General features: G+C 56.6%; 22 protein-coding genes. 5 read left to right on the top strand and 17 right to left on the bottom strand.

Features of this window, described 5'->3' with window-relative positions; translation table 11 throughout:
• Positions 1-15: 15 nt before the first annotated feature.
• From atpA to rpmH, 15 genes are all read right to left on the bottom strand, one after another.
• A complete protein-coding gene (gene atpA / locus E4O98_RS01660; RefSeq protein ID WP_003195831.1) occupies positions 16-1,560 on the bottom strand; it encodes a F0F1 ATP synthase subunit alpha in 1,545 nt (514 codons plus the stop codon).
• Positions 1,561-1,581: 21 nt separating this feature from the next.
• Complete coding sequence (locus E4O98_RS01665; protein ID WP_003195833.1) at positions 1,582-2,118, bottom strand: F0F1 ATP synthase subunit delta; 537 nt, start codon at positions 2,116-2,118, stop codon at positions 1,582-1,584.
• A 12-nt stretch (positions 2,119-2,130) separates the two neighbouring features.
• Positions 2,131-2,601 (bottom strand): F0F1 ATP synthase subunit B, encoded by a 471-nt coding sequence (locus E4O98_RS01670; protein ID WP_003195835.1) that lies wholly within the window; start codon positions 2,599-2,601, stop codon positions 2,131-2,133.
• Between the two features lie 56 nt (positions 2,602-2,657).
• The gene (gene atpE / locus E4O98_RS01675; protein WP_002555987.1) at positions 2,658-2,915 is read right to left on the bottom strand and encodes a F0F1 ATP synthase subunit C; all 258 of its coding nucleotides are present in this window, start codon (positions 2,913-2,915) and stop codon (positions 2,658-2,660) included.
• A 133-nt stretch (positions 2,916-3,048) separates the two neighbouring features.
• On the bottom strand, positions 3,049-3,918 hold the full coding sequence (gene atpB, locus E4O98_RS01680; protein ID WP_003195886.1) for a F0F1 ATP synthase subunit A: 870 nt from the start codon (positions 3,916-3,918) through the stop codon (positions 3,049-3,051).
• A gap of 16 nt (positions 3,919-3,934) precedes the next feature.
• On the bottom strand, positions 3,935-4,342 hold the full coding sequence (locus E4O98_RS01685) for a F0F1 ATP synthase subunit I (RefSeq protein WP_010565865.1): 408 nt from the start codon (positions 4,340-4,342) through the stop codon (positions 3,935-3,937).
• Between the two features lie 148 nt (positions 4,343-4,490).
• Positions 4,491-5,363, bottom strand: coding sequence for a ParB/RepB/Spo0J family partition protein (locus tag E4O98_RS01690; protein WP_248134002.1), 873 nt, complete (start codon positions 5,361-5,363; stop codon positions 4,491-4,493).
• A gap of 9 nt (positions 5,364-5,372) precedes the next feature.
• Positions 5,373-6,170 (bottom strand): ParA family protein, encoded by a 798-nt coding sequence (locus tag E4O98_RS01695; protein WP_005792605.1) that lies wholly within the window; start codon positions 6,168-6,170, stop codon positions 5,373-5,375.
• A gap of 18 nt (positions 6,171-6,188) precedes the next feature.
• The gene (gene rsmG / locus E4O98_RS01700; protein WP_032878612.1) at positions 6,189-6,833 is read right to left on the bottom strand and encodes a 16S rRNA (guanine(527)-N(7))-methyltransferase RsmG; all 645 of its coding nucleotides are present in this window, start codon (positions 6,831-6,833) and stop codon (positions 6,189-6,191) included.
• On the bottom strand, positions 6,830-8,722 hold the full coding sequence (mnmG, locus tag E4O98_RS01705) for a tRNA uridine-5-carboxymethylaminomethyl(34) synthesis enzyme MnmG (protein WP_005792607.1): 1,893 nt from the start codon (positions 8,720-8,722) through the stop codon (positions 6,830-6,832). The genes rsmG and mnmG overlap by 4 nt, the downstream gene beginning before the upstream one ends.
• A gap of 550 nt (positions 8,723-9,272) precedes the next feature.
• Entirely contained in the window at positions 9,273-10,643 is a 1,371-nt protein-coding gene (gene mnmE, locus E4O98_RS01710; RefSeq protein WP_032878611.1) for a tRNA uridine-5-carboxymethylaminomethyl(34) synthesis GTPase MnmE, read from the bottom strand.
• A 79-nt stretch (positions 10,644-10,722) separates the two neighbouring features.
• On the bottom strand, positions 10,723-12,405 hold the full coding sequence (gene yidC, locus E4O98_RS01715; protein ID WP_248134004.1) for a membrane protein insertase YidC: 1,683 nt from the start codon (positions 12,403-12,405) through the stop codon (positions 10,723-10,725).
• A 2-nt stretch (positions 12,406-12,407) separates the two neighbouring features.
• The gene (gene yidD, locus E4O98_RS01720; RefSeq protein WP_019816912.1) at positions 12,408-12,653 is read right to left on the bottom strand and encodes a membrane protein insertion efficiency factor YidD; all 246 of its coding nucleotides are present in this window, start codon (positions 12,651-12,653) and stop codon (positions 12,408-12,410) included.
• Positions 12,646-13,050, bottom strand: coding sequence for a ribonuclease P protein component (rnpA, locus tag E4O98_RS01725; RefSeq protein ID WP_228309934.1), 405 nt, complete (start codon positions 13,048-13,050; stop codon positions 12,646-12,648). Before rnpA ends, yidD begins: the two co-directional genes overlap by 8 nt.
• 16 nt (positions 13,051-13,066) lie before the next feature.
• A complete protein-coding gene (gene rpmH, locus E4O98_RS01730; RefSeq protein WP_003213577.1) occupies positions 13,067-13,201 on the bottom strand; it encodes a 50S ribosomal protein L34 in 135 nt (44 codons plus the stop codon).
• Between the two features lie 575 nt (positions 13,202-13,776).
• Here rpmH and dnaA point away from each other — a divergent pair.
• The 4 genes from dnaA to gyrB are packed head-to-tail and all read left to right on the top strand — an operon-like array spanning position 13,777 to position 19,982.
• The gene (dnaA, locus tag E4O98_RS01735) at positions 13,777-15,294 is read left to right on the top strand and encodes a chromosomal replication initiator protein DnaA (RefSeq protein ID WP_032878608.1); all 1,518 of its coding nucleotides are present in this window, start codon (positions 13,777-13,779) and stop codon (positions 15,292-15,294) included.
• 38 nt (positions 15,295-15,332) lie between these two features.
• A complete protein-coding gene (gene dnaN / locus E4O98_RS01740) occupies positions 15,333-16,436 on the top strand; it encodes a DNA polymerase III subunit beta (protein ID WP_005783345.1) in 1,104 nt (367 codons plus the stop codon).
• A gap of 20 nt (positions 16,437-16,456) precedes the next feature.
• On the top strand, positions 16,457-17,560 hold the full coding sequence (gene recF / locus E4O98_RS01745) for a DNA replication/repair protein RecF (protein ID WP_032878606.1): 1,104 nt from the start codon (positions 16,457-16,459) through the stop codon (positions 17,558-17,560).
• Between the two features lie 4 nt (positions 17,561-17,564).
• Complete coding sequence (gyrB, locus tag E4O98_RS01750; RefSeq protein ID WP_005783347.1) at positions 17,565-19,982, top strand: DNA topoisomerase (ATP-hydrolyzing) subunit B; 2,418 nt, start codon at positions 17,565-17,567, stop codon at positions 19,980-19,982.
• A gap of 103 nt (positions 19,983-20,085) precedes the next feature.
• Here the strand turns inward: gyrB and E4O98_RS01755 are convergent, their stop codons facing one another.
• Positions 20,086-20,808 (bottom strand): response regulator transcription factor, encoded by a 723-nt coding sequence (locus tag E4O98_RS01755; protein WP_005783372.1) that lies wholly within the window; start codon positions 20,806-20,808, stop codon positions 20,086-20,088.
• Positions 20,809-21,179: 371 nt separating this feature from the next.
• On the opposite strand from E4O98_RS01755, the gene E4O98_RS01760 reads away from it, so the two are divergent.
• Positions 21,180-23,459 (top strand): CHASE2 domain-containing protein, encoded by a 2,280-nt coding sequence (locus E4O98_RS01760; RefSeq protein ID WP_248134055.1) that lies wholly within the window; start codon positions 21,180-21,182, stop codon positions 23,457-23,459.
• Between the two features lie 181 nt (positions 23,460-23,640).
• Here E4O98_RS01760 and E4O98_RS01765 read toward each other — a convergent pair whose 3' ends face one another.
• Positions 23,641-24,411, bottom strand: a complete 771-nt coding sequence (locus E4O98_RS01765) for a lysophospholipid acyltransferase family protein (RefSeq protein ID WP_005783374.1) — start codon at positions 24,409-24,411, stop codon at positions 23,641-23,643.
• Between the last annotated feature and the right edge of the window lie 62 nt (positions 24,412-24,473).

Raw genomic sequence — 24,473 nt, forward strand, 5'->3', positions numbered from 1 at the left:
GGCTCCCGCTGCGGCTTACCAGGTTTGGGTGGCCTTGAACTTCTCGATACCGGCTTTCATGCCAGCGTCGATATCGTCATTGAAGTCACCCTTCACGTTGATCTTCGCCATCAATTCGGCGTGATCGCGGTTGAAGTAAGCAATCAGCGCTTGTTCAAAGCTGCCGACCTTGGCGATTTCAACGTCGGTCAGGAACCCACGCTCAGCGGCATACAGCGACAACGCCATGTCAGCGATCGACATTGGGGCGTATTGCTTCTGCTTCATCAGCTCGGTAACGCGCTGACCATGCTCAAGTTGCTTACGGGTCGCTTCGTCCAGGTCAGAAGCGAACTGGGCGAATGCCGCCAGTTCACGGTACTGAGCCAGAGCGGTACGGATACCACCGGAGAGCTTCTTGATGATCTTGGTCTGAGCGGCACCACCCACACGGGATACCGAAACACCGGCGTTCACAGCAGGACGGATCCCGGAGTTGAACATGGCCGATTCCAGGAAGATCTGACCGTCAGTGATGGAAATCACGTTGGTCGGAACGAACGCGGAAACGTCGCCAGCCTGGGTTTCGATGATCGGCAGTGCGGTCAGGGAGCCGGTTTTGCCGGTCACTGCGCCGTTGGTGAACTTCTCTACGTATTCTTCCGAAACGCGGGAAGCGCGCTCCAGCAGACGGGAGTGGAGATAGAACACGTCGCCTGGGTAGGCTTCACGGCCTGGTGGACGGCGCAGCAGCAGGGAAATCTGGCGGTAAGCCACTGCTTGCTTGGACAGATCGTCATAAACGATCAGCGCGTCTTCACCGCGGTCGCGGAAGAATTCACCCATGGTGCAACCGGAGTACGGTGCCAGGAATTGCAGCGCAGGAGATTCCGAAGCGCTGGCAGCCACGATGATCGTGTTGGCCAGGGCGCCGTTTTCTTCCAGCTTGCGAACCACGTTGGCGATGGTCGATTGCTTCTGACCGATGGCTACGTAGACGCAGAAAATGCCGCTGTCTTTCTGGTTGATGATCGCGTCGATCGCCAGAGCGGTTTTACCGATCTGACGGTCACCGATGATCAGCTCACGCTGGCCACGGCCGACCGGGATCATGGCATCGACAGCCTTGTAGCCAGTCTGTACAGGCTGGTCTACCGACTTACGCCAGATCACGCCTGGAGCAACTTTCTCGACCGCGTCGGTCTCGGTGTTGCCCAGTGGACCTTTACCGTCAACAGGGTTACCCAGTGCGTCGACTACGCGACCCAGCAGTTCCTTACCAACCGGAACTTCCAGGATGCGGCCTGTGCACTTGGCGCTCATGCCTTCAGCCAGACTGGTGTACGCGCCCAATACAACGGCACCTACGGAGTCTTGCTCCAGGTTGAGGGCCATACCGTAGACGCCGCCCGGAAACTCGATCATCTCGCCGTACATTACGTCGGCCAGACCGTGAATCCGCACGATGCCGTCAGATACGCTGACGACAGTGCCTTCGTTACGGGCTTGGGAGGTCACATCGAGCTTGTCGATGCGGCCCTTGATAATTTCACTTATTTCGGAAGGATTGAGTTGCTGCATTGCTCTGCTGCCCCTTCAAACTCAAGATTTCAATGCTTCGGCAAGTTTCGCGATTTTGCCGCGAATCGAGCCATCGATAACCAGGTCGCCGGCACGGATAACAACACCACCAATCAGGGATGCGTCCTCCGAAGCTTGCAGGCGCACTTCCCGATTGAGTCGTGCACTGAGAACCTTGGCGAGTTTGTCTTGCTGTTCTTGGTTCAATGCGAAAGCACTGGTCACTTCAACGTCTACCGATTTCTCTGCTTCGGCCTTGTACAGGTCGAACAGAGCGGCGATCTCCGGCAATAGCGGGAGACGGTCGTTTTCGGCAATGACGTGGATGAAGTTCTGCACCTTCACATCAAACTTGTCGCCGCACACTTCAATAAAAGTGGCGGCCTTGTCTGCGCTCGTCAGGCGCGGGGCCTTGAGCACGCGCTGCATGGTGTCGTCTTGCGACACTGCTGCAGCCAGGCCGAGCATGGCTGACCAAGAGGCCAGCTGCTGGTGGGCCTGGGCGTGCTCGAAGGCTGCCTTAGCGTAAGGTCGGGCCAACGTGGTCAGTTCTGCCATGATCGCCCTCGCTTAAATTTCAGCAGCCAGTTTGTTAACCAGCTCCGCGTGCGCGTTTTGATCGATTGTGGCACCGAGGATCTTCTCAGCACCGCCGACCGCCAGAGCACCCAGTTGGGCACGCAGCGCGTCTTTGACGCCGTTCAGTTCCTGTTCGATCTCGGCATGAGCCGAAGCCTTCACACGGTCAGCTTCGACGCGGGCTTTTTCAACAGCCTCTTCGACGATCTGGTTACCGCGTTTCTTGGCTTGCTCAATGATCTCGGCTGCCTGTGCTTTAGCTTCGCGCAGTTGCTGACCCACTTTCTCGTGGGCCAACTCCAGGTCGCGAGCTGCACGGCTGGCAGCGTCCAAACCATCCGCGATCTTCTTCTGACGTTCGTGCAAAGCCGCGATGACCGGAGGCCACACGAACTTCATGCAAAACACTACAAAAATGAAGAACGCAACGGATTGGCCAATCAGGGTTGCATTAATGTTCACGCCAACACCTCGCTCATTCGTTGTCCATCACCCCAATCACTCGAAAATTCGAGTGATTAGCCAGCGAGTTGACCAACGAAGGGGTTCGCGAAGGTGAAGAACAGTGCGATACCAACGCCGATCATGGTCACGGCGTCGAGCAGGCCGGCGACGATGAACATTTTAACTTGCAGCATTGGGACCATTTCTGGCTGACGCGCTGCGCCTTCCAGGAATTTGCCGCCCAGCAGGCCGAAACCAATGGCAGTACCCAGGGCGCCCAGGCCGATCAACAGTGCAACAGCGATAGCGGTTAGACCAACTACAGTTTCCATCTTTCCTCCCGACTTTTACGTCGTATGGTTTAGGTTTTTTAGATTTTAAAGCGGTAAAACAAATCGTTTCATAGCCCTGTTGGGCCACCTTCCCGTTTGACCGGGAAGGACATCAGACTAGTCGAGACTGGTCTTAATGGTTCTCTTCGTGCGCCATCGACAGATAGACGATGGTCAGCATCATGAAGATGAAGGCCTGCAGGGTAATGATCAGGATGTGGAACACAGCCCACGCCCACTGCAGTACTACGCCCAGGCCGCTAAGCCAGAGCAGACCGCTGCCGAACATCACAGCGATCAGAATGAACACCAGCTCGCCGGCATACATGTTGCCGAACAGTCGCAGAGCCAGGGAAATCGGCTTGGCGATCAGGGTCACGAATTCCAGCAGGAAGTTCACCGGGATCAGCAGGGCTTGAACGAAGATGTTCTTGCTGCCGAACGGGTGCAGGGTCAGTTCGCCGATGAAGCCGCCGATGCCCTTGACCTTGATGCTGTAGAAAATGATCAACGCGAACACCGACAGGGCCATGCCCAGGGTAGCGTTCGGGTCAGTGGTGGATACGGCACGGAATGGGATGTGCGGATCGCCGGAGATCGCCATGGCCAACTGAGGGATCCAGTCCACCGGGATCAGGTCGACGGCGTTCATCAGGAATACCCAGACGAAGATGGTCAGTGCCAACGGTGCAATCACCGGGCTACGGCCATGGAAGCTGTCTTTCACGCTGCCATCGACGAATTCGACCAATACTTCAACGAAGTTCTGCAAAGCACCTGGCTGACCGGAAGTCGCCTTCTTTGCCGCCATGCGGAAAATCAGGACGAAGATCAGACCCAATGCGACCGACCAACCCAGAGTATCCAGGTGGAAAGCCCAGAAACCCATTTCTTTGGCTTCTGCTGCGGTGTGGGCAAAGCCCCAGCCGCCATTAGGAAGCTGACCGAAGGTCAGGTTCTGCAAGTGGTGCTGGATATAGCCCGAAGCGGTTGTTTCTGCCATGGTTGCCTCAAACGCCCTAAGGTTTCGAAAGTCTTGTTTTCATTAGCAGGGGAGCGAACCAGCTGACCAGTTGGGTCAACACGAAGACGCCGAATACAGCCAGCGGCGCCAATGGCTTCACACCTGCAAAGGTCAGTGCAAACAGCACTGCCGTCAAAATCAGTTTCCCTGCTTCGCCGGCATAAAAAGACCGCACGATAGCCTGGGCTGCTCGGGCGCCGGAAAACCGAAAGGCCCTGTGAGCAAAATACATATTGGGCAGCAAGGCTATCAGGCCTCCGCAGAGTCCTGAATATCCGGCTACGACTCCATGCCAGTACCAAAGCGCCAAAGCGGCGATCAGCAAAATGACAAATTGAGCCAACAAAACCGGAAAAACAGCCAAGCGATGGAACGGCAACGTGTTTGGCGTGCGGGTTTCCATCACTCTTGCTCCTCAATGGTCGGCTGCCGGAAATCAATAACTTGGCATAATTTGTGCCGACAAAATGCGCGCAGAGTATAGGGGCGGTTCTGCCCCTATTCAACTGTCGGGTAGTGATTTCCGATCACGCGCTACATAAGCAAATGTTTCAGCGGATGTGGGCAAGGACGCCCTGAAGCTCATCGAGAGAGTTATATCCGATGACCAGTTGGCCTCTGCCCTTCTTGCCGTGGCGAATTTGCACCGCAGAGCCTAGCCGCTCGGCCAGGCGCTGCTCGAGGCGCGCGATATCCGGATCAGGTTTGGCGGTTTCAACCGGTGCAGGTTTACCGCTGAGCCACTGGCGAACCAGGGCCTCGGTCTGACGAACGGTGAGCCCTCGTGCGACAACGTGTCGCGCCCCTTCAACCTGTTGATTTTCCGGCAAACCCAGCAAAGCACGAGCGTGGCCCATTTCCAGGTCGCCATGGGACAACATGGTCTTGATGACTTCCGGCAAGGCGATCAGACGCAGCAAGTTGGAAACCGTGACACGGGATTTTCCGACCGCCTCGGCCACTTGTTGCTGGGTCAGCTGAAATTCCTGCTGCAAACGCTGCAACGCGATCGCTTCTTCGATCGGGTTGAGGTCCTCACGCTGGATGTTCTCGATCAACGCCATGGCGATGGCAGTTTCATCCGGCACATCACGCACCATCGCCGGGATGGTTTCCTTGCCAGCCTGTTGGCTCGCGCGCCAGCGACGTTCACCGGCGATGATCTCAAAGCGACCACTGCCAATTGGGCGCACCACAATCGGTTGCATCACGCCCTGGGCTTTGATCGAGTTGGCCAGTTCTTCCAGCGCCTGGGGATCCATGTCCCGGCGTGGCTGGTATTTGCCGCGCTGGATCAGGTCCAGGGGCAAGTGCTGCAGCTCGCGCTCGTCGGCCTGCACCGCTTGTTCTTCAAGCGATGTGACGGTCGGACCACTCAGGAGTGCATCCAGTCCACGTCCGAGACCTCGTTTCTTGACGGCCATGGGGATTCCTTAAGTTGGCTGGGCTGCAGCGGTGCGTGAATTGCGGCGTTGACGACGAACCATCTCGCCAGCCAGCGCCAGGTAGGCAATGGCACCACGCGAGGATTTATCGTACGCCAGCGCGGGCATGCCATAGCTTGGTGCTTCGGCCAGGCGGATGTTGCGTGGAATCACGGTGTCGTACAACTGATCGCCAAAATGTTCCTTGAGCTGCGCCGAGACATCGTTCATCAGGCTCAGGCGCGGGTCATACATGGTCCGCAGCAAGCCTTCGACTTTCAGGTTCGGGTTGAGCAACTCGGCGATACGCTTGATGTTATCCACAAGGTCGCTCAAGCCCTCAAGGGCAAAGTACTCACACTGCATGGGGATAATCACCCCATCGGCGGCAACCAGCGCGTTGAGTGTGAGCATCGACAGCGACGGCGGGCAGTCGATCAAAATGTAGTCGTAATTCTCGCGGATAGGTGCCAAGGCGCTGCGCAGACGGCTTTCTTTCATCTGCATTTCCAGCAACACCACTTCCGCCGCGGTCAAATCGCGGTTGGCCGGCAGCAGTTGGTAACCACCGTGCTCGGAATAGTGCATGGCCTGGGCCAGGTCACATTCACCAATCAGCAAATCGTAGACCGAGTTTTCAAGGCCGTGTTTATCCACACCGCTACCCATGGTGGCGTTGCCCTGTGGATCGAGATCGATCAACAGCACCCGACGCTTGGTGGCGACCAGGGATGCTGCGAGGTTGATACAGGTGGTGGTTTTACCCACACCACCTTTCTGGTTCGCAATCGCGAATACCTTAGCCATTCTTGCTTGTGTTCCCAATCATGCCGTGCGGCGCAGTATCAGCAGATGGCGTTGGCCTTGGCAACCGGGGACGGCCAAGGCGTGTTCGCTATCGAGGTGGAAGTCTGCCGGCAATGCTAACAGCTCGTCGCTTGGATGGACGCCCTTCATTGCCAGCCAGCGCGTGTCGCGATCGCCTAGATGGCGAGTCCAGTTGCTGAAGTTCTCCATGCTGCTGAACGCCCGGGAAACAATTCCGTGGAAAGGCTGTTCAGGCGTAAAGGCTTCGACGCGACTGTGGATAACGTGCAGGTTGTCCAGCTTGAGTTCGAGTTTGACCTGGGTCAGGAAGCGGGTTTTCTTGCCGTTGCTGTCCAGGCAGGTCACTTGCGACTCGGGAAACAGGATGGCCAGCGGAATACCAGGCATCCCGCCGCCGCTGCCGACATCCAGCCAGCGACCGTTTTCGATGAACGGCATCACACTGAGACTATCGAGCAGATGGCGCGAGACCATTTCGTCTGGATCACGCACTGCGGTCAGGTTGTAGGCCTTGTTCCATTTGATCAACAGGGCCAGGTAGCCCAGCAGTAACTCATGCTGGACCTCGGTCAACGCTACGCCCAACTGGCGCGCCCCTGTGGATAACTCTTCGGCGTGTTGCGAGGTGACCAACGAACTCAAGCGCTTTGCTCCAACTGACGGCCCGCGCCGCGTTTTTTCAAATGAATCATCAACAGCGAAATAGCTGCTGGGGTGACGCCTGGGATACGTGAAGCCTGCCCGAGGGTTTCCGGCCGAGTTATCCCCAGCTTGCTTTGAATTTCTTTCGACAACCCGGAAATCCCGGTGTAGTCAATATCCACAGGCAGCTTGGTGTCTTCACTGGCGCGCAGCCGGGCGATTTCGTCCTGCTGGCGATCAATGTAACCGGCGTACTTGGTCTTGATCTCCACCTGTTCGGCGACTTGTGGGTCTTCTGCGCCCTGGCCTGTCACTTCAACCAGACCAGCGTAGTCGATTTCCGGACGAGAAAGCAGGTTGAGCAAGTTGTACTCATGGGTCAACGGCGTGCCGAATTTTTCCGCGATCGCGTCGCCCTGCTCGGTGCCTGGGCGAACCCAGGTACTTTTCAGGCGTTGCTCTTCAAGCGCAATGCTTTCACGTTTTTTGCAGAAGGCAGCCCAGCGCGCGTCATCGACCAAGCCCAACTCGCGACCTTTTTCAGTCAGGCGTAGATCGGCGTTGTCTTCGCGCAGGATCAGACGGTATTCCGCGCGGGAAGTGAACATGCGGTACGGTTCCTGGGTGCCCAGGGTGATCAGGTCATCGACCAATACGCCGATGTACGCTTCATCACGACGCGGGCACCAGCTGTCTTTGCCTTGTGCACGCAATGCCGCGTTGGTTCCGGCCAGCAAACCTTGGGCGCCGGCTTCTTCGTAACCGGTGGTCCCGTTGATTTGGCCAGCAAAGAACAAACCCCCGATCACCTTGGTTTCCAGGCTGTATTTCAGATCACGCGGGTCGAAGTAGTCGTACTCAATGGCGTAGCCGGGACGCACGATGTGCGCATTTTCCATACCGCGAATCGATTGCACGATCTGGATCTGCACATCGAACGGCAGCGAGGTGGAAATCCCGTTGGGGTACAGCTCGTGAGTGGTCAAGCCTTCGGGTTCGATAAAGACCTGGTGGCTTTCCTTGTCGGCAAAGCGGTGGATCTTGTCTTCGATCGACGGGCAATACCGCGGGCCAATGCCTTCGATTACCCCGGAATACATCGGCGAACGATCAAGGTTCGCGGCAATGATTTCGTGGGTACGGGCGTTGGTGTGGGTAATCCAGCAACTGACCTGTTTGGGGTGCTGTTCTTTGGAACCCATGAACGACATCACCGGGATCGGCGTATCGCCGGCTTGCTCGGTCATCACCGAGAAATCCACAGAGCGCCCGTCAATGCGTGGCGGGGTACCGGTTTTCAAGCGGCCGACGCGCAGCGGCAGTTCACGCAGACGTTTTGCCAGGGCAATCGACGGCGGATCACCAGCGCGACCACCGGAATAATTTTGCATACCGATGTGGATAAGTCCGCCGAGGAACGTCCCTGTGGTCAGTACTACCGAATCCGCGTGAAAACGCAGACCCATTTGCGTGACGACACCGCGTACCTGGTCCTGCTCGACGATCAGGTCATCGGCAGCCTGCTGAAATATCCACAGGTTCGGCTGGTTTTCCAGGGTTTCGCGCACCGCTGCCTTGTACAGGATGCGGTCGGCCTGGGCTCGGGTAGCCCTTACGGCCGGGCCTTTACGGCTGTTTAGCACGCGAAATTGAATACCACCTTTGTCGGTGGCCATCGCCATTACACCGCCAAGGGCATCGATTTCCTTGACCAGATGGCTTTTGCCAATCCCGCCAATAGCGGGGTTGCAACTCATGGCACCGAGGGTTTCCACGTTGTGCGTAAGCAACAGGGTTTTTACGCCCATGCGTGCTGACGCCAGTGCTGCCTCGGTACCGGCATGACCGCCGCCGATGACGATCACTTCAAAACGGGAAGGGAAATCCACCACGCACCTCGTGCCTGCTTATGTAGGTAATCAGGAATTGTCTGTTGAAAGAGTTTTGGAGCTATGGCGGCAAGTATAGGGACTTCGCCCTTCCTAAAGAACCCTTTGCACAAAATTTAACCAGCTGTGGATGAATCACAGACAATAGAAATTAAAAGAGAGAAATTTATTAAATCTTTGTTTTTATGTTTATTTCTACTGAGCAACGTTTCTGTGGATAGATCTCTACAGCCCTTTATATTCAATGTGTACAGCGATTCAAAAGTCTGTGGTCATGTGCCAATGAGGCCCTTGGATAAGTGCTTTAAGCCTGTGGATTAAATTGATGGTTATCCACAGACGGTTTTTTACTCAGGTTTCAAGCCCTGTTATCAACTGGGCACAGGCGCGGTTACTCACAGGGTTTAATCCACAGAAAAGTACCAGCCGAGGCGAATAGCGCGCACGGAAAAACACCGATTGCTCGGCGAGTCAGTCAAAAAATGATGGGGTTGCCCTGAAACGGGCTTAACAGACAGGCGCGAATGGCCTGTCTGTGGACAACGAAGGTCTATTTACCGATGCAGAAGCTGGAGAAGATCCTGCCCAGCAAATCGTCCGAGCTGAACGCGCCGGTAATTTCTCCCAGCAGTTGCTGTGCTTGACGTAAATCTTCAGCCAGCAGCTCCCCAGCACCCGCCAAGGTCAGCTGCGCCCGGCCGTGCTCCAAGGCGGCACTGGCATGGCGCAGTGCCTCAAGATGCCTGCGACGTGCACTGAAGCTGCTTTCCGAGGTCTGTTCATAGCCCATGCAGGCCTTGAGATGCTCACGCAGCAATTCCAGGCCGTCACCTGCCGCTTTGGCGCTCAGGCTGATAGTGACATGGCCATCCTCACTGGTTTGCAGGGCAATCGCTTCACCCGTCAGGTCGGCCTTGTTACGAATCAAGGTGACTTTGGCCGGGTCAGGTCGTTGCTCGAGGAATTCTGGCCACAGCGCAAAAGGATCCACAGCTTCCGGTGCCGTGGCATCGACGACCAACAACACACGATCGGCTTCCCCGATAGCCTTGAGCGCGCGTTCCACACCAATTTTTTCCACCTGGTCGTCGGTGTCGCGCAGCCCGGCGGTGTCGACGACGTGAAGCGGCATGCCGTCGATGTGGATATGTTCGCGCAAGATATCCCGGGTAGTGCCGGCAATCTCGGTGACGATCGCCGCCTCGCGCCCTGCCAGGGCGTTGAGCAGGCTGGATTTACCGGCATTGGGCCGCCCGGCAATCACCACCGTCATACCATCGCGCAGCAACGCGCCCTGCCCGGCTTCACGCAGGACTGTGGATAATTCCTCACGGACCTTATCCAACATCGCCAACACATGGCCATCCGCGAGGAAGTCGATTTCTTCTTCGGGAAAATCAATCGCCGCTTCGACGTAAATACGCAGGCTGATCAATTGCTCGGTCAAGTTATGCACACGCAGGGAAAAAGCCCCCTGCAATGAGCGCAAAGCGTTACGTGCAGCCTGTGCAGAACTGGCTTCGATCAAATCCGCAATCGCTTCGGCTTGGGCCAAATCGAGCTTGTCGTTCAGAAATGCCCGTTCGCTGAATTCCCCAGGCCGTGCCAAGCGGCAACCCAGTTGCAAGCAACGCTGCAGGAGCATATCCAGGACTACAGGACCACCGTGCCCCTGTAATTCCAGGACATCTTCACCGGTGAAAGAGTTGGGTCCCGGAAAATAGATCGCCAAGCCCTCGTCCAATACGCTTTGGTCAGCATCCAGAAACTGGCCGTAATGGGCATAACGGGGTTTCAGCTCTCGGCCACTGATTGCCATGGCCGCAACGCCCGCCAAGGGGCCGGAAATTCGAACGATACCGACTCCGCCTCGGCCCTGAGCGGTGGCGACAGCAGCGATGGTTTCACGAGGAGCGCTCATCAGCAGGTTCCAGAACAAAAGTGACGGAAAGCAAAACGCCCCACTAGGGGGCGTCTTGAGTGGTTATCCACAGAGTAAATTACGCCTCGGCTTTTTTGGTAGCCGCTTCGATCTTACGTGTGATGTACCACTGTTGAGAGATCGACAACACGTTGTTGACCACCCAGTACAGTACCAAGCCAGCAGGGAACCACAGGAAGAAGAAGGTGAAGATGATTGGCATCATTTTCATTACCTTGGCCTGCATCGGATCCGGCGGGGGTGGGTTCAGACGCTGCTGGATAAACATGGTCGCGCCCATGATGATCGGCAGGATAAAGAACGGGTCCTTGATCGACAGGTCAGTTATCCACAGCATGAACGGCGCTTGGCGCATTTCCACGCTTTCCAGCAGTACCCAGTACAGCGACAGGAACACCGGCATCTGTACCAGAATAGGCAAGCATCCACCCAGCGGGTTGATCTTCTCTTTCTTGTACAGCTCCATCATGGCCTGCGACATTTTCTGCCGGTCATCGCCATGTTGTTCTTTCAGTGCCGCCAGTTTCGGGGCAACGGCACGCATACGCGCCATCGACTTGTAGCTGGCTGCCGACAGTGGGAAGAAGATCCCCTTGATCAGCATGGTCAGGAAGATGATCGACCAGCCCCAGTTGCCGACGATGCTGTGGATATGTTGCAACAGCCAGAAGATCGGCTGGGCAATGAACCACAGGAAGCCGTAATCCACAGTCAGTTCCAGACCTGGGGACAACTCTTTCAATACGGCCTGGCTTTTAGGACCGGCGTACAGGGTAGCGCTGGTTTCAGCCTTGGCACCTGGAGCGACGGTCAACGCCGGGCCAGTGAACCCAATGATGTAGTTGCCCTGGCTGTCCTTGCGGGTTTGAACCAGGTTCGCGTCACCCTTGTTCGGAATCCAGGCGGTCACGAAGTAGTGCTGCAGCCACGCTACCCAGCCACCCTGGACGGTTTCTTTCAGCGTGCCCTTGTCGATATCTTTCATCGACACTTTTTTGTACGGCTCGTTACTTGTCCACAGGGCGGCGCCCAGGTAAGTCGCGGTGCCGGTGGCGGTGCTGGAAGACGGATCGGAACTGGCGTCACGCTTGAGCTGGGCAAACAGGTTGCCGCTCCAGGCTTTGTCGCTGGTGTTGTCGATCAGGTAAGTGACCTTCAGATCGTACAAACCACGGGTAAAGCTGAAACGCTTGATGTAGTTGACGCCGTCGAGGCTGAATTTCAGGTCGACGTTCAACTGGTTCTGGCCGTCTGCCAGTTGATAAGTCTTTTGCTCGGTCGAATAAACCGGACGACCGGTAGCACGTGCATCCGGACCATTGGTGCCGGTCAGGCCGCTTTGCGCCAGATAAGTACGTTCACCGCCGTTATCGAACAGCTGGAACGGAACATCCGGATGATCCTGGCGACGTGGATAAAGCGGCAGCTTCAGCTGTGCAATATCACCACCTTGTGGGTCGATAGCCAGGTCGAGCACATCCGTTTTCACGTGGATGAGGTCTTTGTTGGTGACCACTGGCGTTTCTAACGGGGCACTTGTCTCGCCATTCGCGCTGGGAACATCGGCACTCGCGGACGCATTGTTACCCAGCGGGGTGTCCGGAATAGCCGGCGCAGCCTGATTGGTAGCAACATTCTGAGTCGGCAGGGCAGCCTGGCCGTAGTCCTGGTTCCATTTAAGGACCATGACATAGGACACGATTGCCAGGGCGACGATCAGGATTGTGCGTTTAATATCCATGATTACTCGGCCATCGAAGAAGAACGGGAGGTAGGGATAGGTGGAACCGGGTCATAACCACCGGGATTCCACGGATGACAGCGACCTAAACGACGAAAGGTCAGCCAGCCACCGCGAAGAAGACCATGATTTTCTATGGCCTCTAACGCGTAGCAGGAACAACTGGGGTAGAAACGACAGTGGCTGGCCATCAGAGGACTAATGGCATAGCGATAAAACTGGATCGGAACGATTGCCAGTTTACGCATCAAGGCTGTCTACCCCTACAGTTTCGGTGCTGACTACTGGTGCTGGCTTGTGGGTACGAGCCAAACGTTTCCAGAGCTTGCCGAAATGCTGAATCAATTCGGGGTTTTCTACATCACCCAAGCCTTTGCGCGCGACGATAACAATATCCCAACCAACCAGAGTGTCCTGGTGGAGGCGAAACGATTCGCGCATCAGACGCTTGAGGCGATTGCGCTCAACGGAGAGCTTGACGCTCTTCTTGCCAATCACCAGCCCGAGACGGGGGTGATCAAGATCGTTGTTACGCGCAAGGAGCAGGAGATTTTTCCCCGGAACCTTGCCGGTGGGGGAGTCAAAGACTGCCTTGAAATGCCGGGGGGTAAGCAGACGCTTTTCCCGACTGAAGTCCTGACTCACCACCAGTACCGGATTATCAAACTGCCAGACGCGCACGACCTTTGGCGCGGCGACGCGACAGGACAGCACGGCCGTTCTTGGTAGCCATGCGAGCACGGAAGCCGTGAGTACGGGCGCGTTTGATGGTGCTTGGTTGGAAAGTACGTTTCATGGCGTTGTTACCTGGTTCGTCCACAACGGGCCGGAATGGCCCCCGTTTTAAGAGACCGGCGATTCTAGAGAAAGCAAGCCTCTAGGTCAATTTCCAACCAGCTTTTCCTTCAATTAGATCTTTGCCGCCTTCCGAGCCGTTCTGCTTTCATCCGCCATGCCATAGATATAAAAATAAAGAAGGAAGTTATTTAAAGCTTTTCTGTAAAGCTTATAAAAGCTAGCTAGGCGATCATCTGTGGATAACTGCCTTTAGCCCTTATTCTGCGCGCTGTACAGAGAATGACAACACGGGGGAGAAGCAGTGCTCTGCCTGTGCTGCGCTATCGGATAAGCTGTGCGTGGAATGGGTTGTTATCCACAGGCCGGTTACCCACAGACTTTTGCCCCCACTTGTGCAACGAGCTCAGGGTGGCTTATCCACAGAGCTTATGCACAGACCATTGGTCGCCTTTTCTGCGGTTAACACATTGATTTTGGGTGCCCTGTGAGCAACCTACATGTGGATAAGTGGGCGGCTGGTCGCTACAATGGCGGCTGTTTTTGCCTCACCGGCTTTCAACTTAGGGGATATCCGTGTCAGTGGAACTTTGGCAGCAGTGCGTGGAGCTTTTGCGCGATGAGCTGCCTGCCCAGCAATTCAACACCTGGATCCGTCCGCTACAGGTCGAAGCCGAAGGCGACGAGTTGCGTGTCTACGCACCCAATCGTTTTGTTCTCGACTGGGTCAATGAGAAGTACCTGAGCCGCGTTCTCGAATTGCTCGATGAACATGGCAATGGCCTCGCGCCCGTGCTCTCCTTATTAATAGGCAGCAAACGTAGCTCAGCACCCCGTGCTGCGCCGAACGCGCCTTTGGCTGCAGCGGCATCGCAAGCCCAGGCGGCAGCGGCACCGGTTGCTGCTTCTACTGCACCTGCTGCAACGTCGTCCAAATCCTCTGCGCAAAAAAATGCGCCAGAGCATGAAGAACCGTCTCGCGACAGCTTCGATCCGATGGCAGGCGCCAGCTCCCAGCAGGCTCCCGTTCGTGCCGAACAGCGCACTGTGCAGGTTGAGGGTGGGCTCAAGCACACCAGTTATCTGAACCGCACCTTCACCTTCGAGAACTTCGTCGAGGGCAAGTCCAACCAGCTGGCCCGTGCAGCTGCCTGGCAAGTCGCCGATAACCCCAAGCACGGTTACAACCCGCTCTTCCTTTATGGTGGCGTTGGCTTGGGTAAGACGCACTTGATGCACGCCGTAGGTAACCACCTATTAAAGAAGAACCCGAACGCCAAGGTCGTGTACCTGCATTCGGAGCGCTTCGTGGCTGACATGGTCAAGGCCCTGCAGCTCAATGCGATCAACGAGTTCAAGCGTTTCTACCGCTCCGTTGATGCTTTGCTGATCGATGACATTCAGTTCTTCGCTCGCAAGGAACGTTCCCAGGAAGAGTTTTTCCACACCTTCAACGCCCTGCTCGAAGGTGGCCAGCAGGTCATCTTGACCAGTGACCGTTACCCGAAAGAAATTGAAGGCTTGGAAGAGCGCCTGAAGTCGCGTTTCGGCTGGGGCCTGACCGTTGCGGTGGAACCGCCGGAGCTGGAAACCCGGGTTGCGATCCTGATGAAGAAGGCCGATCAGGCAAAGGTTGATCTGCCTCACGACGCTGCCTTCTTTATTGCCCAACGCATTCGCTCCAACGTGCGTGAGCTGGAGGGCGCGCTCAAGCGGGTCATCGCTCACTCGCACTTCATGGGCCGTGATATCACCATCGAGTTGATTCGCGAATCCCTGAAAGACTTGTTGGCCCTGCAGGACAAGTTGGTGAGTGTGGATAACATCCAGCGCACCGTGGCCGAGTACTACAAGATCAAGATTTCCGACCTGCTGTCCAAGCGCCGTTCGCGCTCGGTTGCACGCCCGCGTCAGGTGGCTATGGCTCTCTCCAAGGAGCTGACCAACCACAGCCTGCCGGAAATCGGCGATGTGTTTGGCGGTCGCGACCACACCACGGTCTTGCACGCCTGCCGCAAAATCAACGAACTTAAGGAATCCGACGCGGATATTCGCGAGGACTACAAGAACCTGCTGCGTACACTGACTACGTGATGACACCAGCGCAGCTTATTAAGGCAAGGGACTAGACCATGCATTTCACCATTCAACGCGAAGCCCTGTTGAAACCCCTGCAACTGGTCGCAGGCGTCGTCGAGCGCCGACAGACCTTGCCGGTGCTCTCCAACGTATTACTGGTGGTCGAAGGCCAGCAGTTGTCCTTGACCGGTACCGACCTGGAAGTCGAGCTGGTTGGTCGTGTGCAGCTTGAAGAGCCCGCCGAACCCGGCGAAATCACTGTGCCGGCGCGCAAGCTGATGGACATCTGCAAAAGCCTGCCCAACGATGCGCTGATTGACATCAAGGTCGATGAGCAAAAATTGGTGGTCAAGGCTGGCCGTAGCCGGTTCACTCTGTCGACCTTGCCGGCCAATGACTTCCCAACCGTGGAAGAAGGGCCAGGCTCGCTGACGTGCAGCCTGGAGCAAAGCAAGCTGCGTCGCTTGATCGAGCGCACCAGCTTCGCCATGGCCCAGCAGGACGTGCGCTACTACCTTAACGGCATGTTGCTGGAAGTATCCGAAGGCATCATTCGTGCGGTTGCCACTGACGGTCACCGTCTGGCGATGTGCTCGATGCGTGCCGATATCGGCCAGCCTGATCGTCACCAGGTGATCGTTCCGCGCAAAGGTATCCTTGAGTTGGCGCGCTTGCTCACCGAGCCGGACGGCAATGTCAGCATCGTGTTGGGTCAGCACCATATCCGCGCGACCACTGGTGAGTTCACCTTCACCTCCAAATTGGTTGACGGCAAGTTCCCGGATTACGAGCGTGTGTTGCCTAAAGGTGGCGACAAGCTGGTGATTGGCGATCGCCAGGCCTTGCGTGAAGCGTTCAGCCGTACTGCGATTCTGTCGAACGAAAAGTACCGTGGTATTCGCCTGCAATTGGCCAACGGGCAATTGAAAATCCAGGCCAACAACCCGGAGCAGGAAGAGGCAGAAGAAGAAGTTGGCGTCGACTACAACGGCGGCTCTCTGGAAATCGGCTTTAACGTGAGCTACCTGTTGGACGTGCTGGGCGTCATGACTACCGAACAGGTTCGCCTGATCCTGTCGGACTCCAACAGCAGCGCCCTGGTGCAAGAATCCGATAACGACGACTCGGCTTACGTTGTCATGCCGATGCGCCTGTAATCATGCTCAGCAGAAGCTAGATGTCCCTTAGTCGCGTCTCTGTCACCGCGGTGCGTAATCTGCACCCGGTGACCTTCTCCCCTTCCCCCCGCATCAATATCCTCCATGGCGCCAACGGCAGTGGCAAAACCAGTGTGCTGGAAGCTATCCACTTGTTGGGGCTGGCCCGTTCCTTCCGCAGTGCCCGCCTGTTGCCGGTGATTCAGTACGAACAGTTGGCGTGTACAGTGTTTGGCCAAGTCGAGTTGGCGGAAGGTGGTCAGAGTGCACTGGGGATATCCCGCGATCGCGGCGGGGAGTTTCAGATTCGTATCGACGGGCAAAATGCGCGCAGTGCCGCACAACTGGCAGAAATTCTGCCGTTGCAGTTGATCAACCCCGACAGCTTCCGTCTGTTGGAAGGTGCACCGAAAATCCGCCGCCAATTTCTGGACTGGGGTGTGTTCCACGTGGAACCCCGCTTCATGGCCACTTGGCAGCGCCTGCAGAAGGCCCTGCGGCAGCGGAACTCATGGCTGCGGCATGGTACACTTGACGCCGCTTCGCAAGCAGCCTGGGACCGAGAGCTATGCCTGGCCAGCGACGAAATAGATGAGTACCGTCGTGCCTATATCAAAGCCTTGAAACCAGTCTTTGAGCAGACCTTGAGCGAGTTACTGGACCTCGAGGGGCTGACGCTGAGTTACTACCGAGGTTGGGACAAAGACCGTGAGCTCAGTGCTGTGCTTGCGACGTCCCTGCAGCGGGATCAGCAAATCGGACACACCCAGGCCGGCCCCCAACGCGCTGATTTGCGCCTTAGATTAGGTGCACATAATGCTGCGGATATTTTGTCCCGCGGCCAGCAGAAGTTGGTGGTGTGTGCGCTGCGTATTGCGCAAGGGCACTTGGTTAGCCAGGCAAGGCGCGGTCAGTGTATTTATCTGGTGGATGACTTGCCGTCGGAGCTCGACGAGCAGCACCGCCGTTCGCTATGCCGCTTGTTGGAAGACTTACGCTGCCAGGTATTCATTACCTGTGTAGACCACGAATTATTGAGGGAAGGCTGGCAGACGGAAACGCCAGTCGCTTTGTTCCACGTGGAACAAGGCCGTATCACCCAGACCCACGACCATCGGGAGTGAAGGCATGAGCGAAGAAAACACGTACGACTCGACCAGCATTAAAGTGCTGAAAGGTTTGGATGCCGTACGCAAACGTCCCGGTATGTACATTGGCGACACCGATGATGGTAGCGGTCTGCACCACATGGTGTTCGAGGTGGTCGATAACTCCATCGACGAAGCTCTGGCCGGTCACTGCGACGACATCAGCATTATCATCCACCCGGATGAGTCCATTACCGTGCGTGACAACGGTCGTGGCATCCCGGTAGACGTGCACAAAGAAGAAGGCGTTTCGGCGGCAGAGGTCATCATGACCGTGCTCCACGCCGGCGGTAAATTCGACGACAACTCCTATAAAGTATCCGGCGGTTTGCACGGTGTAGGTGTGTCGGTAGTGAACGCTCTGTCCGAAGAGTTGATTCTCACCGTTCGCCGTAGCGGCAAGATCTGGGAACAGACTTACGTCCACGGTGTGCCACAGGAACCGATGAAAATCGTTGGTGACAGTGAAACCACCGGTACCCAGATCCACTTCAAGCCATCGGCTGAGACCTTCAAGAACATCCACTTCAGCTGGGACATCCTGGCCAAGCGGATTCGTGAACTGTCCTTCCTCAACTCCGGTGTTGGCATCGTCCTCAAGGATGAGCGCAGCGGCAAGGAAGAGTTGTTCAAGTACGAAGGCGGCCTGCGTGCGTTTGTTGAATACCTGAACACCAACAAGACTGCGGTCAACCAGGTGTTCCACTTCAACATCCAGCGTGAAGACGGCATCGGCGTGGAAATCGCCCTGCAGTGGAACGACAGCTTCAACGAGAACCTGTTGTGCTTCACCAACAACATTCCCCAGCGCGATGGCGGTACTCACCTGGTGGGTTTCCGTTCTGCGTTGACGCGTAACCTGAACACCTACATTGAAGCGGAAGGTTTGGCGAAGAAGCATAAAGTCGCCACCACCGGTGACGATGCTCGTGAAGGCCTGACGGCGATTATCTCGGTCAAGGTTCCGGATCCGAAGTTCAGCTCCCAGACCAAAGACAAGCTGGTGTCTTCCGAAGTGAAGACCGCGGTTGAACAGGAAATGGGCAAGTACTTCTCCGACTTCCTGTTGGAAAACCCCAACGAGGCCAAGCTGGTTGTCGGCAAGATGATCGATGCTGCCCGCGCCCGTGAAGCCGCGCGTAAAGCCCGTGAGATGACCCGTCGTAAAGGCGCGCTGGATATCGCCGGCTTGCCTGGCAAACTGGCTGACTGCCAGGAGAAGGACCCTGCCCTCTCCGAACTGTACCTGGTGGAAGGTGACTCTGCTGGCGGTTCCGCCAAGCAGGGTCGTAACCGTCGCACCCAGGCCATCCTGCCGTTGAAGGGCAAGATCCTCAACGTTGAGAAGGCGCGCTTCGACAAGATGATTTCCTCTCAGGAAGTCGGCACCTTGATCACTGCACTTGGCTGCGGTATTGGCCGTGATGAGTACAACATCGACAAGCTGCGTTACCACAACATCATCATCATGACCGATGCTGACGTCGACGGTTCGCACATCCGTACCCTGCTGCTGACGTTCTTCTTCCGTCAGTTGCCAGAGCTGATCGAGCGTGGCTACATCTACATTGCCCAGCCGCCGTTGTACAAGGTGAAAAAAGGCAAGCAAGAGCAATACATCAAAGACGACGACGCCATGGAAGAGTACATGACGCAGTCGGCCCTGGAAGATGCGAGCCTGCACCTGAACGACGAAGCACCGGGCATCTCCGGTGAGGCGCTGGAGCGTCTGGTCAACGACTTCCGTATGGTCATGAAGACGCTCAAGCGTTTGTCGCGCTTGTATCCTCAGGAGCTGACCGAGCACTTCATCTACCTGCCGGCCGTGAGCCTGGAGCAGTTGGGCGATCACGCCGCCATGCAGGATTGGCTGGCCCAGTACGAAGTGCGTCTGCGTACCGTTGAGAAGTCTGGCCTGGTGTACAAAGCCAGCCTGCGCGAAGACCGCGAACGTAACGTGTGGCTGCCGGAGGTCGAACTGATCTCCCACGGTTTGTCCAACTACGTCACCTTCAACCGCGACTTCTTCGGCAGCAACGATTACAAAACGGTCGTTACCCTCGGCGCGCAACTGAGCACCCTGCTGGACGATGGTGCTTACATTCAGCGTGGCGAGCGCAAGAAAGCGGTCAAAGAGTTCAAGGAAGCCCTGGACTGGCTGATGGCTGAAAGCACCAAGCGCCATACCATCCAGCGATACAAAGGTCTTGGCGAGATGAACCCGGATCAGCTGTGGGAAACCACCATGGACCCGGCTCAGCGTCGTATGTTGCGTGTGACCATCGAAGACGCCATTGGCGCAGACCAGATCTTCAACACCCTGATGGGGGATGCGGTCGAGCCTCGTCGTGACTTCATCGAGAGCAACGCCTTGGCGGTGTCTAACCTGGATTTCTGATCAGGTAAACCTGCTTGAACAAAAAGGCCGACGCTTAGCGTTGGCCTTTTTTATTGGGTGATGGTTAAGCGTTTTAAAATGCTCCACGTGGAACATCAAGATTTCAACTTTGCGCCGTTGTCGCCACACTCTCCAAACGATACCCATATCCATAGATCGTCAACAGCTGCCAGCCGCGATCCGCCGTCAGCCCGAGCTTGTTACGCAGACGGTAGATATGGGTATCCAAAGGCCGTGACGAGACCATTTCCTCATGGCTCCAAAACCGCTCATACAGGTACTCGCGAGACAGCGGCCGGGCCAGGTTGGCAAACAGGCAACTGGCCAGGCGGTATTCCCGTTCTGTCAGGTTAATGGGTTTGCCTGCGCGAGTGACGGTCAGTTCGGCATCGTCGAAGGTTAGATCATTAAAGCTCTGTACTTCCTGGGTAGCCGACTTCTGTAAGCCGTGACGTCGCAGGACGGCGCTGACGCGTGCTTTGAGCTCGTTGGGGCGAAAGGGTTTACTGACGTAATCATCTGCGCCGCTGTTCAATGCGGTGACGATATCGCTTTCGGCATCGCGACTGGTGAGCATGATGACCGCGGGGGGCGATTCCATGTGTTCGCGGGTCCAGCGCAACAAGGCAATGCCCGAGATATCCGGCAGTTGCCAGTCCAGGATCAGCAGGTCAAAGGTTTCCCGCCGCAGTTGGCGCAGCAGGTCTTCGCCGCGCTCAAAGAAATGCAGCGACCATGGCTGTTCCGCAGTGCTGGGAATCTGTCGCAGTGTCTGTTCCACCCGTCGCAACTCGGCGGGCTCGTCATCCAGTATTGCGACTCGCATTGGGGTCCTTCCTACAAAAAATACGACTGCTTTAATGAGAGGCGACTGTGCAAAGCCAGCCTCTGAATCTGAACAATTATGGGCGGATTCTACGATCCTTGTATCTCTCGATACGCTGATAAGATCCCGTGATGCTCAAAGCAAAGATACCGGCTCCTGTCTGTGAGGAAAAGGACTCGCTCATACCCTGCCCTGCAACAAGGTGAGGTATGGTTTGTTGCACGGTTCTGGGTAAAGTCCTCAACTGAGACCGAAATAAGCTTCACTTGTTTCAGAACACTGTTGAACGTCACCACATGGAGAGGGAGCGGGCCTATGGCACCTTTACCCGATGACCATCAATGCCTTCGCATACTTTCGGTGGTAGCCCTGTGAAACTATGGCGCAAAGCCGAGAAACGCCAACCCACCCAGGCACAGCTGTTGTTCCACGGGTTGGTCCGTGAATGGCTGCTGATCGGTCTGGTGTTACTGCCCTTTACCGTTTACCTGTCCTTGAGCCCGGGCCTGGCACTGAATAACCCTCTCTACGACAGCCTGCGCCGCCTGACACCTTTACCGGTGGATCCACGGATTCTGCTGGTCACCATTGATGCGCCCAGCCTGGAAATACTCGGCCCATGGCCGTGGCCGCGCAGTGTGCATGCAGATCTGATTGAACGCCTTAGCGCCGCCCAGCCGGCAGGCATTCTGTTTGACGTAGTCTTCAGCGAACCTAGCAAGGGGGCCGATGGACGACGGTTGGCTGATGCGGTCTGCAATGCTGGCAATGTACTGCTGCCCATCGTCGGTGATAGCAGCGTAAGTCCCAGCCTGCCAGGAGAGCCGCTGTCACCGTTGCTCAAGTGCGCCAAGGGCGTGGGGCATATCAACGTCGAAGCGGATAGCGACGGCATCGTACGCAGCGTGTATCTGCGTGAAGGCCCGCCGGGAAGCACGCTCCCTCAATTGGCATGGTTGGCGTTTGCGCTGAGTGAGCAAGCACCGGTAATGCCGGGCCTGACCCAGGAGCCCAGCAGCCAGCAGTGGCATCAGGAGCATGAAATCCGCGTGCCTTTCACCTCGGAAGATGACCACTTTCCCAGCGTGTCCTACCTCAGCGTATTACGCGGCGAGGTACCTCCCGAGACGCTTCGCGGCCGGCTGATTCTGATAGGTGCCACGGCGTATGGAATGGCCGATCGTTTTGTGACACCGCTCTCCTCCACCGTCGGCACGACCGCAGGAGTGGAAATCCAGGCCGATATCCTCAATGGTCTGTTGCAGGGACGCAGCATTGTCGACCTGCCCGGATGGCTTGCTGCCCTGTTGGCGACATCCCTGGTGACCTTGCTGCTGGGCCTTCTGCTGTATCGCCCTCGCTACGCCCTGTGGATGACCCTGGGTGGCATGACCGCGGCGCTGGTGGGCTCATGGGCATTGCTGCGCCTTGGGCATTGGTGGTCTCCCGCCGCGTGTTTGATCGGGCTGTTACTCAGCTATCTCATCTGGAACTGGCGGCGCCTGAGCGTCATCCTGGCCTACTTTGGTTGGGAACTGGCGCGGCTGGATAACGAGCCCAAGGTGCTGCCGGAGCGTCGTCGTGCGCCCGCCAGCAAGGGTGATGTGTTGCAGGGGCGGATCTTTGCCCTTGAGCAGGCAGTCAGTCGTACGCGTGATACGCGGCGCTTTATGGCTGACGGGTTGGAGTGCCTGCCGGTGGCTACGCTGATAACCGACCCACAGGGCAATATTCTGTTGGCCAACCGTGTAGCCCGTGATGTGTTTGGTAACGACCTGGTCAATTCAAACCTCATCGAACAACTCGCCGATTTGGGTTATCCCCCGCTGCATAACGGCGTACGCCCTGCCCTGTCAGCACTGGAATTGGTTGAGTTCCGCGATATCCACCAGCGCAGTCTGCGGATGGAGCTTGCGCCCTTGCTTCCGGCCGAAGGTGACTTCGCCCTCGGATGGCTGTTGAGCCTGACGGACCTGAGCAAGGAGCGAGAAGCCCAGCAGCATCGCGAGACCATGCTGCGTTTCCTCTCCCACGACCTACGCGCACCCCATTCGGCGATCCTCGCCCTGCTGGATGTGCATAACGGCGAATCGCCAGTCTTTGCCCAGGTCGAACAACAGGTCCGACGGGCATTGAGCCTTACCGAATCCTTTGTGCAATTGGCCAAGGCCGAGGCTGACGGTTACCAGTTCCAGCCTACCTTGTTCGCCATGCTGGTGATGGACGCCTTTGATCAGGTTGCGGTGATTGCGCAGCTCAAGGGCATCCATCTGGTCAACGACCTGGATGAGGCGGATGAAGCCATGATCCATGCCGATCAATCATTGCTTACCCGTGCGTTGTTCAACGTGCTGGAGAATGCGATCAAATATTCCCCATCCGGCACTACCGTCAGGTTGAGGCACGGCAGTGCACAGGGTTGGTTGGAATGCCGCATCAGCGATCAGGGGCCGGGGATTGCCCCCGAGGATTTACCGGAACTGTTCAGCCAATACCGGCGTTTCGATTCGGCCCAGGGCAGTGACGGTCTTGGACTGGGGCTGACGATGGTTAAGGCCGTGGTGGAACGGCACGGTGGACGCATCGTTTGTGAAAGTGAGCTGGGCAAGGGCTCGACATTCATCCTGTTATTGCCGCAGTTGGAAGACTAAAAAACCGACTTTTCTGCTGTGCATAAAAAACCGGTCACAAGGACCGGTTTTTTTATGAAGAAAAAACTTATGCACGTTTTTCGAGATTTTATGACCTTCAGAAATATGCAGCTAAATCAGAAGGTTATGAATAAAAAAAGCCAATTCGCCAACAAAGCGTGCACAGGTTATCCACAGATCCTCAAATCGCCGGGGTCTCGACTACCAAGGGCTCAGGAGGCAGGGAACCCATGGCTCGCTGCTGTGCTTCATTCCATGCAGCGGCGCGGTCGTTCAGTGCAGCAATCGCACGCGGCCCCTCGCCTTCTGCGTACATCGGCTCGCCTATAACCACGGTGATGGTGCCAGCGCGTTTGGCCCAGCCGGTCTTCGGCCAGAACTTGCCGGCATTGTGGGCAATGGGTAGCACCGGCAGGTTGGCGTTGACCGCCAATGCCGTACCGCCCCGTGAGAACTTGCCTACGGTGCCGTAGGGCACACGCGTACCTTCGGGGAAGATCAGTACCCAGACGCCGTCCTTGAGCAACTCGTCGCCCTTCTTGGCCACGTGCTTGAGCGCCGCCTTGGGGTTGTCACGGTCAATGGCGATCGGGCGCAACATGGCCATGGCCCAGCCAAAGAACGGTACGTACAACAGTTCACGCTTAAGCACCTGGCTCAGGGGCGAGAAGTACGCGGAAAGAAAGAAGGTTTCCCAAGTGCTTTGGTGGTTCGACAAAATCACGCAGGGTTGGTCCGGGACGTTTTCTGCGCCCTTGACCTCAAAACGGATGTTCAGGAACACCTTGCTCAGCCACAACGCGCAACGGCACCAATAAACGTTGATGAAGCGATAACGCGCCTTGAACGGCAGGAAGGGGGCAATAAAAAAGCTCAGGGTGCACCAGAGAAACGAACTGGTGCCCAGCAGCAGGTAAAAGAAAAAGGTTCTGATGGCCTGCAAGATCGACATGGCGGCATTTACCGTTGCGGGACACGGCCCGCCTGTTAAAAGCGCACTCCCGAACAATCCTT

Origin of the sequence: Pseudomonas sp. W2Jun17, from assembly GCF_023127795.1 — a bacterium.
GTDB lineage: Bacteria > Pseudomonadota > Gammaproteobacteria > Pseudomonadales > Pseudomonadaceae > Aquipseudomonas > Aquipseudomonas synxantha_A.

What these genes read in the sequence shown, in the direction of transcription:
- gyrB (WP_005783347.1), top strand. Translation starts at nt 17,565, where the DNA reads ATGAGCGAAGAAAACACGTACGACTCGACCAGCATTAAAGTGCTGAAA.
- recF (WP_032878606.1), top strand. Translation starts at nt 16,457, where the DNA reads ATGTCCCTTAGTCGCGTCTCTGTCACCGCGGTGCGTAATCTGCACCCG.
- E4O98_RS01695 (WP_005792605.1), bottom strand. Translation starts at nt 6,170, where the DNA reads ATGGCTAAGGTATTCGCGATTGCGAACCAGAAAGGTGGTGTGGGTAAA.
- atpA (WP_003195831.1), bottom strand. Translation starts at nt 1,560, where the DNA reads ATGCAGCAACTCAATCCTTCCGAAATAAGTGAAATTATCAAGGGCCGC.
- yidC (WP_248134004.1), bottom strand. Translation starts at nt 12,405, where the DNA reads ATGGATATTAAACGCACAATCCTGATCGTCGCCCTGGCAATCGTGTCC.
- E4O98_RS01755 (WP_005783372.1), bottom strand. Translation starts at nt 20,808, where the DNA reads ATGCGAGTCGCAATACTGGATGACGAGCCCGCCGAGTTGCGACGGGTG.
- rpmH (WP_003213577.1), bottom strand. Translation starts at nt 13,201, where the DNA reads ATGAAACGTACTTTCCAACCAAGCACCATCAAACGCGCCCGTACTCAC.
- dnaN (WP_005783345.1), top strand. Translation starts at nt 15,333, where the DNA reads ATGCATTTCACCATTCAACGCGAAGCCCTGTTGAAACCCCTGCAACTG.
- E4O98_RS01665 (WP_003195833.1), bottom strand. Translation starts at nt 2,118, where the DNA reads ATGGCAGAACTGACCACGTTGGCCCGACCTTACGCTAAGGCAGCCTTC.
- atpB (WP_003195886.1), bottom strand. Translation starts at nt 3,918, where the DNA reads ATGGCAGAAACAACCGCTTCGGGCTATATCCAGCACCACTTGCAGAAC.
- E4O98_RS01685 (WP_010565865.1), bottom strand. Translation starts at nt 4,342, where the DNA reads ATGGAAACCCGCACGCCAAACACGTTGCCGTTCCATCGCTTGGCTGTT.
- yidD (WP_019816912.1), bottom strand. Translation starts at nt 12,653, where the DNA reads ATGCGTAAACTGGCAATCGTTCCGATCCAGTTTTATCGCTATGCCATT.
- atpE (WP_002555987.1), bottom strand. Translation starts at nt 2,915, where the DNA reads ATGGAAACTGTAGTTGGTCTAACCGCTATCGCTGTTGCACTGTTGATC.
- E4O98_RS01765 (WP_005783374.1), bottom strand. Translation starts at nt 24,411, where the DNA reads ATGTCGATCTTGCAGGCCATCAGAACCTTTTTCTTTTACCTGCTGCTG.
- mnmE (WP_032878611.1), bottom strand. Translation starts at nt 10,643, where the DNA reads ATGAGCGCTCCTCGTGAAACCATCGCTGCTGTCGCCACCGCTCAGGGC.
- E4O98_RS01690 (WP_248134002.1), bottom strand. Translation starts at nt 5,363, where the DNA reads ATGGCCGTCAAGAAACGAGGTCTCGGACGTGGACTGGATGCACTCCTG.